The organism is Clostridium sp. JNZ X4-2, from assembly GCF_054889485.1.
The window spans coordinates 995,381-1,007,907 of record NZ_CM142685.1; the positions used below are offsets into that span (position 1 = coordinate 995,381).

The 12,527-nt window shown below is 33.8% G+C and carries 11 protein-coding genes; 10 read left to right on the forward strand and 1 reads right to left on the reverse strand.

The genetic code is table 11. The features are described from left to right. The first annotated feature begins 17 nt into the window (after positions 1–17). From ACYUJ6_RS04695 to ACYUJ6_RS04710, 4 genes are all read left to right on the forward strand, one after another. A complete protein-coding gene (locus ACYUJ6_RS04695) occupies positions 18–908 on the forward strand; it encodes a PH domain-containing protein (RefSeq protein ID WP_461844690.1) in 891 nt (296 codons plus the stop codon). A gap of 97 nt (positions 909–1,005) precedes the next feature. Further along, complete coding sequence (locus tag ACYUJ6_RS04700) at positions 1,006–1,695, forward strand: tRNA (adenine(22)-N(1))-methyltransferase (protein WP_461844691.1); 690 nt, start codon at positions 1,006–1,008, stop codon at positions 1,693–1,695. Continuing rightward, entirely contained in the window at positions 1,686–2,501 is an 816-nt protein-coding gene (locus ACYUJ6_RS04705) for a Nif3-like dinuclear metal center hexameric protein (RefSeq protein ID WP_461844692.1), read from the forward strand. Before ACYUJ6_RS04700 ends, ACYUJ6_RS04705 begins: the two co-directional genes overlap by 10 nt. Positions 2,502–2,606: 105 nt before the next feature. Continuing rightward, a complete protein-coding gene (locus ACYUJ6_RS04710; protein WP_461844693.1) occupies positions 2,607–3,326 on the forward strand; it encodes a zinc ribbon domain-containing protein in 720 nt (239 codons plus the stop codon). 150 nt (positions 3,327–3,476) lie between these two features. Here the strand turns inward: ACYUJ6_RS04710 and ACYUJ6_RS04715 are convergent, their stop codons facing one another. After that, a complete protein-coding gene (locus ACYUJ6_RS04715) occupies positions 3,477–5,510 on the reverse strand; it encodes a sigma-54-dependent Fis family transcriptional regulator (RefSeq protein WP_461844694.1) in 2,034 nt (677 codons plus the stop codon). Positions 5,511–6,108: 598 nt separating this feature from the next. Between ACYUJ6_RS04715 and ACYUJ6_RS04720 the strand changes: the two genes are divergently transcribed. From ACYUJ6_RS04720 to lipA, 6 genes are all read left to right on the forward strand, one after another. Then, a complete protein-coding gene (locus ACYUJ6_RS04720) occupies positions 6,109–7,074 on the forward strand; it encodes a thiamine pyrophosphate-dependent dehydrogenase E1 component subunit alpha (RefSeq protein ID WP_461844695.1) in 966 nt (321 codons plus the stop codon). 16 nt (positions 7,075–7,090) lie between these two features. Continuing rightward, the gene (locus ACYUJ6_RS04725) at positions 7,091–8,065 is read left to right on the forward strand and encodes an alpha-ketoacid dehydrogenase subunit beta (protein WP_461844696.1); all 975 of its coding nucleotides are present in this window, start codon (positions 7,091–7,093) and stop codon (positions 8,063–8,065) included. 167 nt (positions 8,066–8,232) lie between these two features. Then, positions 8,233–9,546 carry an MFS transporter gene (locus ACYUJ6_RS04730; RefSeq protein ID WP_461844697.1) on the forward strand — a complete coding sequence of 438 codons (1,314 nt, stop codon included), beginning with the start codon at positions 8,233–8,235 and terminating at the stop codon, positions 9,544–9,546. A 54-nt stretch (positions 9,547–9,600) separates the two neighbouring features. Then, complete coding sequence (locus ACYUJ6_RS04735; RefSeq protein ID WP_461844698.1) at positions 9,601–10,350, forward strand: SDR family NAD(P)-dependent oxidoreductase; 750 nt, start codon at positions 9,601–9,603, stop codon at positions 10,348–10,350. A 214-nt stretch (positions 10,351–10,564) separates the two neighbouring features. Then, positions 10,565–11,596, forward strand: coding sequence for an L-threonine 3-dehydrogenase (gene tdh / locus ACYUJ6_RS04740; RefSeq protein WP_461844699.1), 1,032 nt, complete (start codon positions 10,565–10,567; stop codon positions 11,594–11,596). A 35-nt stretch (positions 11,597–11,631) separates the two neighbouring features. After that, entirely contained in the window at positions 11,632–12,510 is an 879-nt protein-coding gene (gene lipA, locus ACYUJ6_RS04745) for a lipoyl synthase (RefSeq protein WP_461844700.1), read from the forward strand. Positions 12,511–12,527: the final 17 nt, after the last annotated feature.

Genomic DNA, 12,527 nt, shown 5'->3' on the forward strand with positions numbered 1-12,527 from the left:
AAGAAGGTGATAATAGAGTGAAAATTATCTATAAGGCTGCAAGAGGAGTAGGAGTGTATTTTATTATAGGCTTGATGGTTTTATATGACGCTCTATTGATAATTTTAATAAATTTTGCAGACTCTTATGAAATATATAATTTATTAAAATTGGCATTGATATCTCTGAATATATATCAGCTTTATTATATTATTGTCTGTGGAACCCTTAAATACTCAATGGATGAGGATAATTTGTATATAACCAGTGCATTGGGACTTAAAAATGAAAAAATTCCATTTTCCAACATTCAGATGTATCAAAAATCACAGGGTCATGTAAAAGGAGTAAAACTAGCAGGGTATGGTAAAAGCAAATTTGCTATAGGAAGATCATTTATTGATAAAATAGGCAATACTTACATGTTTGTTACTTCAAATAAAAATGTAATATATTTAAAGACAAACACTATGAATTATGGATTGTCTCCAGAAAGTTTTCAGGAATTTGAGGGAGAATTAAAAAAGAGGGAAATAAGTTGTTTTAAGTGGGAAAATAAATTAAATAAGAGCATTCCTATAAACAAGGAACCAAAATTTTTTGCACCATTTATAATTACAACTATAATAGTGATTATGCTTACTTTAAATCCCATAGCCATATACCTTGCCGGGAGATTACCGGATAAAATGCCTATTAGTTTTAATACGGGCTTTATTGCCGTAAAATTTGGTACAGGCAGGCAGTTTGCATTTAAGCAGATGGCTTATGGCCTCTTAAATATGGGAGTATTGTTTTGTATGTATTATGCAGGACATATTTATTCCAAATATGATAAAAAGTCTTCTTACAAATTTATATATATCTCTTTAATAGTAGCGGCATTTTATCTAATTATGCAGACAAAGATACTATATACTTTTAGATAGGAGATGCCATGTTTAAATATTGAAGTCCAGAGCTCAAATATCAAATCAACTTTAATTGTGAACGGTGAATTATGAATTAATTGGAATGGAGAATTTTATGGATATTAGTTTAAGACTTAAAATTGTGGCACAGATGGTGGATAATTGTAACTGTGCAGCGGATATAGGTACAGATCATGGGTATATTCCCATTTATCTGATAAAAAATCATATTTGCAGGAGGATCATAGCATCCGATATAAACGTGGGGCCTATAAAAAGAGCAAAGCTTAATATAAGGCGTGAAAATTTGGAACACAAAATAGATTGCAGGCTTGGAAGCGGACTTTCTACCATAAGCCCAGGTGAAGCTGATGAAGTAATAATTGCAGGTATGGGTGGAAATCTTATACGTGATATAATAGAAAATCACATGGAGGTATTTAAAAAGTCAAGAGCTTTCATACTTCAGCCCATGCAAAATTCAGAAGTACTGAGGGAGTATATTTATAAAAGGGGATTTAAAATAGCAGATGAAGAATTATGTATTGACGAAAATAGATTTTATGAGATAATAAAGATAGAGTATGATAATGTTGTAAAAAAGGTAGACAGCATATTTTATGAAGTGGGAAAAATACTGGTAGAGAAAAGACACAAATATCTCTTTGAATTTATAGAAAACAAAATAAAAAATTACAGCAAGATAATTTTAGCCATAAAAGACAATACAGAATTGGCAAATAAAAGGAAGAAAGATTTAGAAACGAGAATAAAGAGATTGCAGGAGTTGGTATCATGTATCTAAAAATAAGAGATATACATAACATGGTGGAAAGGCACGCACCCTCCATGCTTAAAGAAAGTTATGACAACGTGGGCCTTATGGTAGGCGATATGGAGTGCAGTGTTACTTCTGTGCTGGTTTCTTTGGATTGTACATTGAAAGTAATAGAAGAGGCAAGACAAAATAACTGCAATCTCATATTTACCCATCATCCGCTGTTATTCAAAAGACCGGATACTATAACTGCAGATACCCTCATTGGTGAAAAAATAATAAAATTAATAGAAAATCATATAAACGTTTATTCCTGCCATACCAATCTTGATTCTGCAGAGGGAGGAATAAATGATATAATTATGGAATTGCTTGGTTTAAACTGTAATAATGTGGTGGAACCCTCAAAAAATCAGGGCGAAAGAGAATGTAAAGACGGTATAGGGAGGATCAGTGAACTTGAAGAACCCATTATTTTGAGTGAGCTCTGCAATAGAGTGAAAAAGTGTTTGGGAATACCTTCATTGAGATATGTAGGACATGAATTCAAGCTTATAAAAAAAATAGCGGTTATAAACGGAAGCGGTCAGAATTATATCAATGAAGCCGTATTACAAGGAGCTGATTGTATAATAACAGGGGATACTACTTATCATTATGTAAGTGACTTTCAGGAGCTGGGTATAGCTGTAATTGATAGTGGACACTTTGGAACTGAATGGCCTGCAATGAAAAAGGTGGCAGTACTTTTAGAAAATGAAATAAGATCTCTTGGATTTGAAAATAATGTGGTTTTGTCAAAAGTTAATATGGATCCGTATAAATATAAGTAGAAATGAAGTTGAATTCATTTCTACTTTTTTAATATAGAAAATTTGGATTATAACAGCAAAAATTATTAAAAATACCGTACTGATAAACACATAAGGAGGAAATGAATGTTAGATTTACTTTTGAAAATTCAGCAAAATAGAGAGACCATAAAGAAGATAAAAAAAGTTCTAAAAGAAGAATCAAATAATAATCTTATGAAAAAAATGAAAAGAGAGTTTGAGGGGGAAAAGGCAAAATATAAGATTATAGACTCTAAACTTAAAGATGTTAGGCAAAGTATTGAAAAATTGGATAAAAAACTGGATGATTTAAAAGGGAATATGAAACTAGAGGAAGCTAAGCTTTATGGAAATTTAAAATACGATTTGAAGTTTATAAATACATTGGAGAAATCCGTGAAACTAAAAGAACATGAAATAAAAAGTTTGGAAGAAGAAAGCCTAAATGCATTATATGAAGAAGAAAACTTATTAAAAGAGAAGGAAATCATCAGGAGAAAATTAATAGATATAAAAGATGAGTTTTATAATAATAGGAAAATCATTAATGAGAAAATAATCAAAGCTAAAGAAGATATAAAAATAGCTGAACACCATATATCAAATTGTGAAAGAAAAGTTCCTAAAAAATTATTGGATAAGTTTAATGAATTATGTTCGGCTAAAGGTACCGGAGCTGCAGAATTGTCAAATGGAGTATGCCTTGGATGTAGAATGAAAGTATCTGCTATAACTATAGATGATATTAAAAATAATAAGGACATAGTTTATTGCGACAATTGTGGAAGAATAATATATTATCATCATGGTAGGCCATGTGAATAATGGGAACGTACCTGAATTTGATTTACACAAATCCAGGTACGTTATTTTTTGTATTCTCTCTGAACTGAAGATTTTTATCTAACTAAGTTCTGCATTTTGCCTGTCAGTTTTAAAATCGTATTCATCAGGCAGGATACAGATTGTTATATCTTATACAAGTTTGTGTATTTTTTCCGTGGTATCCCATTGTATGTTATATTTCTTCATTTTATTATATAATGTATTTCTGCTTATTTTTAAAATATTGGCTGTTTGTGAAATGTTACCATCCATTATTTGTAAAGCCTTTCTGATTTCCTTGATTTCAATATTTTCAAGGCTTTCAATTTTGTCCTCATTAGAAGTTCTATTTAATGATATTATTCCATTAAGCGAATTTTTTTGCAGGCCGTTCATTATTCTTTTTTCTCTAATGTTAATAACAAGATCCTTTAATATTATTAAATCGCCCTCGCAGAGATTAGACGCCCTTTCAATGCAATTTTCCAGTTCTCTCACATTACCGGGCCATTCATATGTCATAATATATTCCATAGCTTCTTTTGAAATTCCCTTTATGTTTTTATTCATCTTTGCATTCATTTTATATATAAAATAGTATAACAACTCATTTATATCTTCTTTTCTCTCTCTGAGAGGCGGCAGATAAATATTGAGTACATTTAATCTGTAATACAGATCTTTTCTAAAATTACCAGTATGACATTCAGCAAGCAGTTCCTTATTGGTTGCGCAAATTATTCGGGTATCAATATCTAATACATTGTTCCCGCCTATTCTTGTTATCTGTTTTTCCTGCAGCACACGTAAAAGTTTTGCCTGCATATAAAGGGGCATATCACCTATTTCATCTAAAAAAATAGTTCCGCCATTTGCAAGTTCAAATTTGCCAGGATGTCCTCCTTTTAATGCTCCTGTAAAAGCACCCTCATCGTACCCGAATAACTCACTTTCCATAAGTTCACCTGGTATAGCTGCACAGTTTATTGAAATAAAAGGATTGTTTTTTCTGTCGCTTGCATTGTGAATGGACTCTGCAAACAATTCTTTGCCGGTACCGCTTTCTCCCTGTATCATAACATTGGAATAACTTTTTGCTGAGATTTTAGCAAGTTTTATACTTTTTCTCATAGCGTTGCTTTTTCCTATAATATCATTAAAATTAAATCTTGCACAAGTACCAGCTGTATTTTTAAATTTTTGCTTTTTTTTGTCTATTTTTCTAAAAACATCTACTACCCCTATAATATTGCCTATTTCATCCCTGATTATATTGGCGGATTTTACAAAATGGAGCTTGATCCCATCTTTGTTTTTTACAATAAACTCCTTGTCAATATAACCTTGTTTGTTTTTAAAGACATCTAAAATTACCGGATGAAAGTCCACAACGTTTGTAATAAGTTTGTCTATGGATTTTTCTCTATCTACCTCCAAAATTTTTGCTCCAACATCATTAATATATTTTACAATTCCACTGGCATCTATTGTCATAAGTCCATCTGAAATACACTTTACCAGAGCATTTTCGTAATTGTTTTTAAGTATCAATTCGTTCTTGGTCTGTTCAATTTCTATGCTTGTTTCAATTGCTTTGGCAGTAGATACCACCATACCAAGTGTATGCGTGCTGCTATTAACCTTGTATCCTCTGACACCAATAGCTCCAATAATTTTTCCATGGTTTTTGATTGGTGCAGAAGTGCATGTCCAATCATGATTCATAATACAGTAATGTTCATTTCCTGAAATCTGAACGGGTATACCCTCTCTTAAGCATGTGTTAATGGAATTATTGCCTACATGGATTTCATCCCAAAGGGAACCCTTTGTAAAATTAATCTTGTCTGCAATATTTTCAATTATGTTATCGTCAAACATCAATTCAAGAATACATGCCTTAGAATCACTGAGTACTACTGCAAAACATGTTCCTTTGACGTAAGAGTATAAAGATTCAATATATGGCTTGGCAAAACTTATAAGTTTAATGTTTTTCATGAGAATTTCTTCTAAGGCCTTTCCCTCATATTTCTTAGCACATTTTTTTTGAAAGGGACTTACTCCAAATTCTATACACCTTTTCCATCCTCGTAGCACATAGTCCTTATGATCTGTTATGCTTAACTGGTCTAACAAGTCTGCATTGATATTTCTGTTGACATTACTCCCTTTAATATACATAAATCTCCTCCATTCTGTAATAACTCACTTTTTATAAAAATGAATTATTGCTAATATGTGATACGACTCATTTTTGTTTTCAAATTTTAACTGTCATCATCAAGCATCAAAAGGTGTATATGTTTTTCAAAATAGATATACAGCAATAATACTATAAGCTCAAAGTAATAGAAGAAAGTGAAAATACTATTATATAATTGTTATTTATGATAGTAGAACTAAAAATTGCCACATAAGGTTTTTAATAATAGTTTCATGTAAAACGTTTTCTTAATTGCAATATACCTTTAAATTGCATTTGAAATAAAAGACCATAAAATTATATAATATCATCAATCTAATTATAATAGATATTTTGTTTATAGGGAAGATGTTTTTGCTATCTCTATAAAATATGTTAAGAAAATTAGCAATGCTCAAAAAGTAAACATATAGTGTGAAAGTTTTGAGCATTGCCAATTTTACCATTTTAACTGATGAGATGAGCCTCAACTTAAGATTATTCAATACAGCCAGCTGCATTATAAGATTTTGGCATGGTATATGCTCATATGATATTGTGTAATAAAATAAAGGATAACAAGGAGGTATTATTGTTTTGACAGAGTTGGATAAACATTTAATAATTAACTTTTATAAGACAATGACTAAAATTAGAACTTTTGAAGAGAATATTGAAAGTTTGTCTTTGGCAGGAGAGATACCTGGATTTGTTCACTTGTACATAGGTGAAGAAGCAATAGCTACAGGAGTATGTGCAAATTTAACTGATAAAGACTATATCGAGAGTACTCACCGTGGACATGGACATACAATTGCAAAAGGAGCAGACATCAATAGAATGATGGCTGAAATATTTGGACGTGAAACAGGATTTTGCAGAGGAAAAGGAGGATCCATGCATATTGCAGATTTTAATGTAGGTATGCTGGGAGCAAATGGTGTTGTTGGAGGAGGCTATAACTTAGCAGTGGGTGCGGCTCTTGCTATCAAATACCAGAACAAACAGGATGTTTCCGTAGTTTTTTTCGGAGATGGTGCTTCTAATAGAGGAACTTTTCATGAAGCAGCAAATTTTGCATCTGTTTTTAAACTCCCTGTAATATTTGTCTGTGAAAATAACAAATGGGCTTCCACTACACCATATAAAACAACTACATCTGTGGAAAATATAGCAGATAGGGCTGCAGGTTATAATATGCCTGGTGTCATGGTGGATGGCAATGATGTATTTCAAGTTTACAAAGTGGCACAGGAAGCTATTGAGAGAGCAAGGCATGGTGGCGGACCTACACTTGTAGAAGCTAAAACTTATAGAATCAAAGGCCATTTTGTAGGGGATCCAGAAAAATATAGAACAAAAGAAGAAGTAAAAGAACAGTTTGAAAAAAATGATCCAATTAAAAACTTTGAATCAAAAGTGTTAGAAAAAAAATTAATGACAAGGGAAGAAATGGACGCAATTAAGGCAGAAGCAAAGAAAGGTCTTGAAGAAGCTATAAAATTTGCAAAGGATAGTCCATTCCCGGATCCATCAGAATTGTATGAAGATTTATATGTATAAAAGGGGGATGACATAGATGAGAAATATAACGTTTTCAGAAGCAACACGTGAGGCAATGGAAGAAGAAATGTCCAAAGATGACAAAATATTTATTATGGGTGAAGATATAGCAAGGCAAGGTGGAATTTTTGGACAGTTCAGGGGTCTTCCTCAAAAGTTTGGGAATGAAAGGGTGAAAGATACTCCAATTTCAGAGACAGCAATAATAGGCACTGCTATTGGAGCTGCATTAGCAGGAATGAGACCAGTTGCGGATATGCATTTTGCAGATTTCATGGGAGTTGCAATGGATGAATTTTTTAATCAAATGGCAAAAGTCAGATATATGTTTGGAGGGCAATGCAGGCTTCCATTAGTAGTAAGAGCACCTGATGGACTCTCAATTCAAGGTGCAGCTCAACATTCTCAAAGCATTGAATCATGGTTTATGCATATTCCCGGGCTTAAGGTTGTTATACCGTCAAATCCGGCAGATGCAAAAGGGCTTTTGAAAGCTGCATTAAGAGATGATAATCCAGTAATATATTTTGAAAATAAAATGCTTTATCCACAAAAAGGACCTGTGCCTGAAGGAGAATATATAGCTGAGATTGGGAAAGCCAAGGTAGTTAGAGAAGGTAAAGATGTAACCGTTGTTTCTTATTCCATAAAGATGCAGCAGGCACTTGAAGCAGCTGATATTTTATCAAAAGAAGGAATAAGTGTGGAAGTTATAGATCTTATGACCATATCTCCAATAGATAAAGAGACCATTTTAAATTCTGTAAAAAAGACCAATAGATTTGCAGTGCTTCACGAAGCTGTAAAACAGGGGGGAGTTGGTGCAGAATTATCCTCCATAGTTGCAGAGGAGGCAATGGACTATTTAGATGCACCAATAGTAAGAATTGGAGCACCTTTTACACCAATACCTTTTTCACCGACATTAGAAAACGAATACAGGACAAAAACAAGCGATGTTGTAGATAAAATAAAAGGAATGTTTTCATAGGTAATGTGAACTTTTAAAATTTTGTAAAACAATTTGAAGGAATATAAAAATAGTTATATATTATGGGGGGACTGAAATATCTAAAACTGCACTTCCTCCCGAAAATATTCTATTAAGCGGATTTGATGCAAAAGGAAATATATTAATTAAGAGGAGGATTATAGATTATGACTTTTAATAGTAGCCTTACAAAACGAAAATACTTGAATGTTATTTTACCGCTATTTATGGGTTCTGTGTTAGCTTTCCTTGATCGTCTCAATATATCATATGCTGCTTTAACAATGAATAAGGATCTTGGATTTAGTGCTGAGGTTTTTGGAATGGGTGCAGGTATTTTGTTTTTTGGTTATGTTGTATTTGAAGTACCGGGAACTGTGTTTGCAGAAAAACACAGCCCGAGTAAATGGCTTGTTAGGATTATGCTTACATGGGGTTTGGTTACTAGTCTTATGGCCGTGGTGCACACTCCAATACAGTTTTATATTGTCCGCTTTTTAATAGGAGCTGCAGAAGCAAGTTTTTACCCTGTTTGTTATTCTGTTATCATTCCCCGTTGGTTTAATGGAAAGGAGAGACCTAAGGCAATTTCCATAATGTTGACTTCCTTACTTGTTTCAAATATTATTGGTTCTCCATTGGCGGGGGTGTTATTGGGACTCACATGGTTAAGCCTTGAAGGTTGGCAGATGTTATTTATATTGGAAGGTATTCTTGCAATAATTGTTGGAATTATATTTATTTTCTGGTTAAAAGATTCTCCAGAGGATGTGGATTGGTTGACAGAAGAAGAAAAGAAATCCATCACAGAAGAATATAAAAAGGAAATTAGTGCAAAGGATAATGTAAGAAAATATACTTTATGGCAGGCCATGGGTGACAAACAAGTTATTAAGATGTGCCTTATATACTTTTTATGGATTACTGGTTTCTGGGGGTTTGGATTCTGGCTGCCTACGGTGCTGAAGTCAGTATCAGGGTTAAGCAATTCCAGTGTGAGTTTTCTGATTATTATCCCTATGACCATAGCACTGATTGGTTTTATATTTAATGGAAGTTCTTCCTCCAAGACAGGAGAGAAGAGATGGCATGTGGCTATTCCCATGTTTATTGGAGCCGCCGGCATGGGTCTGGGGATAATTGTGACTAATCCTACTTTAAGTTTTATACTTACTTGTATTACAGCTATTGGGGTATATGTGGGAATGGGAGTTTGGTGGACTTATCCTACTTCATTCTTATCCGGGCCGGCAGCTGCTGGTGCCACAAGTTTGATTAACTCTGTAGGAAATTTAGGAGGGTGGTTTGGCCCTTATCTGGTTGGTTTTGTCAAAACTCATACAGGATCTTATACAGGTGCTTATATCTACTTGACAGTTTCACTATTTCTTGCAGGTATATTTATAGTAACTCTTCATAAGGTTTCATCTGATGAAGTAGAACCGGACAGCAATATGCCGAGCCAACCGACGCTGGATTGATACAGCAATTAATGATAAATTAACTTATTATTTTGAATCAGAGGGGTGTTTAATTTGAATTTTAAAAATAAAGTTGTAGTTGTTACAGGCGGCAGTCAGGGAATAGGAAAAGCTATATGCAAAGGTTTTGCAGGTGCAGGTGCAAAGGTTTCAATCCTTGATATCAAAGAAACAGAAACACAGGAGGTTGTAGATGAAATAAGGGAGAGCAATGGAAACGCTAAATTCTACAAGACAAACGTGATGGACAGCTCCTCCGTCAAAGATAGTTTTGATAAAATATTAAATGAATTTGGGGCTGTAGATATACTTGTTAATAACGCTGGAATTATTAATATAAAACCATATGAAGACGTAACAGAAAATGAGTATGATTTGATTATGGGTGTAAATTTAAAAAGCGTTTTTAATACCACCAAAATAGTGTTCCCTTTAATGAAAGAAAGAAAAAGCGGAAAAATTATAAATATTGCTTCTGTAGCTGGTAAACGGGGTGGTGGAATTTTAGGGAATACAGTATATGCTGCATCAAAGGCTGGAGTGATTGGACTTACAAAAGGATTGGCAAGAGAAGGAGGACCTTATGGAATAAATGTAAATGCAGTTTGTCCAGGACCAACAAACACACCTATGCTGAAAGAATTTAAAGGTGAAAAAAGGGATAACTTTTTAAACACAATACCTTTGAGAAAATTTGGCAAACCAGAAGGCGTTGCAAATATGGTAATGTTTTTGGCATCTGACTTGGCAGAATTTATTACTGGAGAAATTTCTGATGTAGATGGCGGCATAATGTTAGACTGATTTTCATCAAATCCTGGAAGAACTTATCAAGAGGTTCGGCATTGTCTATCATCCTCTTCTTTAGAAAAATGGGGGTGCTGGCAATGTTACCAGCTGGGGGATCAAAAATGAAGGTAACAGGCATAAAAGTGTATATATACTTTTAATACCTGTAATCCTGTAATATACTTGCCGTTTACATAATAACGGTAATTTTAAGAGGGGGAGTATATTTATGAAAGCATTGATGAAAATATCACCAACTCCGGGGTTGGAATTTAGGGAAGTAGAAAAACCCATACCTGAAAAAAATGAAGTTTTAATAAAAGTTAAAGCTGCAGCACTATGTGGTACAGATCTGCATATCATAGATTGGAATCCATGGGCTCAAAATTCGGGAATTAAATTTCCGTTAATTATCGGGCATGAATGCTGCGGTGAAGTTGTGGGAGCAGGAAAAGAAGCTGCGGGTTTTGAAATTAACGATCATGTTGCTGTTGAAACTCATATTCCATGTGGGAGTTGTCTGCAATGTCAGATTGGTGAACAGCATATCTGCAATAATCTTAAAATATTTGGAGTTAATACTAATGGATGTTTTGCAGAGTATGCCGTTGTTCCAGCGGCTTGTGCAGTAAAGATTCCCAAGGAAATTCCTTTTGAATTCGGGGCGGTTTTCGAACCTCTGGGGACTTCCTTTAGGGCTGCTCAAAAATGTGAAGTAGCTGGAAAAAATATAGCTGTTATAGGATGTGGTTCTATAGGGCTATTTGCAGTGGCTTCAGCTTCGTATATGGGAGCTGCCCGGATAATTGCCATGGATATCAGTTCTCCCCGTCTTGAAATTGCTAAAAAGCTTGGAGCTTCTACAGTAATTAATTCATCTACAGAAGATGTGACAAATAAAATTAAGGAAATTACAAAGGGTTATGGAGTAGATGCTATTATTGAATGTTCAGGAAATGTAGGAGCTATAAAACAGGGATTTGAGTTTTTAAGAAAAGGTGGTAAATATGCTCTCATTGGACTTCCAGGAAAAAGTATAAGTCTTGATCTTGGCAGTGAAATAATTTTCAAAGGGGCAACAATATTCGGTATTCATGGAAGGGAAATGTTTTCTACATGGTATGCACTTGAAAATGCTTTAGCTTCTGGAAGGTTTGATATATCACCTGTAATAACACATAAAATGGCACTGGAAAATTTCAAAAAGGGAATTGAGCTTGCAAAAAAAGGTACAGCAAGTAAAGTAGTATTTGTTCTTTAGGATACAGATGATTGATATAGAAAGAAGTGATTACTTTGAGTACAAGGCCCGAATGGTTGAAGATGAAAGCACCCGATAAAGAAGTGCTGGTTAAAATGGAGAATATTACAAGGGGACTTTCACTTCATACAGTTTGTGAAAGTGCAAATTGCCCCAATATAGGACAATGCTTTAAACATGCTACTGCCACTTTTATGGCAATGGGTGATGTTTGTACAAGAAATTGTAGATTTTGTGCCGTAGCCAAAGGGAAGCCATCACCGCTGGATGATGAAGAACCGGGGAGAATAGCTGCTGCAAGTAAAAAATTGAGCCTTAAACATATAGTTGTGACTTCCGTTACCAGAGATGATTTAAAAGATGGCGGAGCAGGACATTTTGCTAAAATCGTAAAAGAGATTAGGAAGGAAAATCCGGAATCAACTGTTGAGCTTTTGATACCGGATTTAAAAGGTAATTGGGAGGCTTTAAAGAAAATAATTGATGCAAAGCCGGATATACTTAATCATAATATTGAAACAATAGAATCTTTATATAAAAAAGTCAGGCCCATGGCAGTTTACGACAGATCCATTGAACTGTTAAGACAAGTGAAAATTTTTGATAAAAATGTATATACGAAATGCGGTATAATGGTTGGCCTGGGAGAAACTAAGGCTCAGGTAATGAAAGTAATGGATGATTTATTGAAGGTAAAATGTGATATATTAACCATAGGCCAGTACCTAAGACCGTCTAAAAATCATATACCTGTTTTTGAATACGTTAATCCTGAGCAATTCCAGGAATATAAGAAAATAGCATTGAAAAAAGGATTTAAATTTGTTGCGTCGGGGCCCTATGTAAGGAGTTCTTATAAAGCTTTTGAAGGTATGGAAGTTTTAAATAAAAATTATAGTTCCAATTTTAATTAAAATGCATAATATGTTAT

Coding starts and splice junctions, on each gene's coding strand:
- ACYUJ6_RS04700 (WP_461844691.1), top strand. CDS start 1,006: ATGGATATTAGTTTAAGACTTAAAATTGTGGCACAGATGGTGGATAAT.
- ACYUJ6_RS04705 (WP_461844692.1), top strand. CDS start 1,686: ATGTATCTAAAAATAAGAGATATACATAACATGGTGGAAAGGCACGCA.
- ACYUJ6_RS04710 (WP_461844693.1), top strand. CDS start 2,607: ATGTTAGATTTACTTTTGAAAATTCAGCAAAATAGAGAGACCATAAAG.
- ACYUJ6_RS04715 (WP_461844694.1), bottom strand. CDS start 5,510: ATGTATATTAAAGGGAGTAATGTCAACAGAAATATCAATGCAGACTTG.
- ACYUJ6_RS04725 (WP_461844696.1), top strand. CDS start 7,091: ATGAGAAATATAACGTTTTCAGAAGCAACACGTGAGGCAATGGAAGAA.
- ACYUJ6_RS04730 (WP_461844697.1), top strand. CDS start 8,233: ATGACTTTTAATAGTAGCCTTACAAAACGAAAATACTTGAATGTTATT.
- tdh (WP_461844699.1), top strand. CDS start 10,565: ATGAAAGCATTGATGAAAATATCACCAACTCCGGGGTTGGAATTTAGG.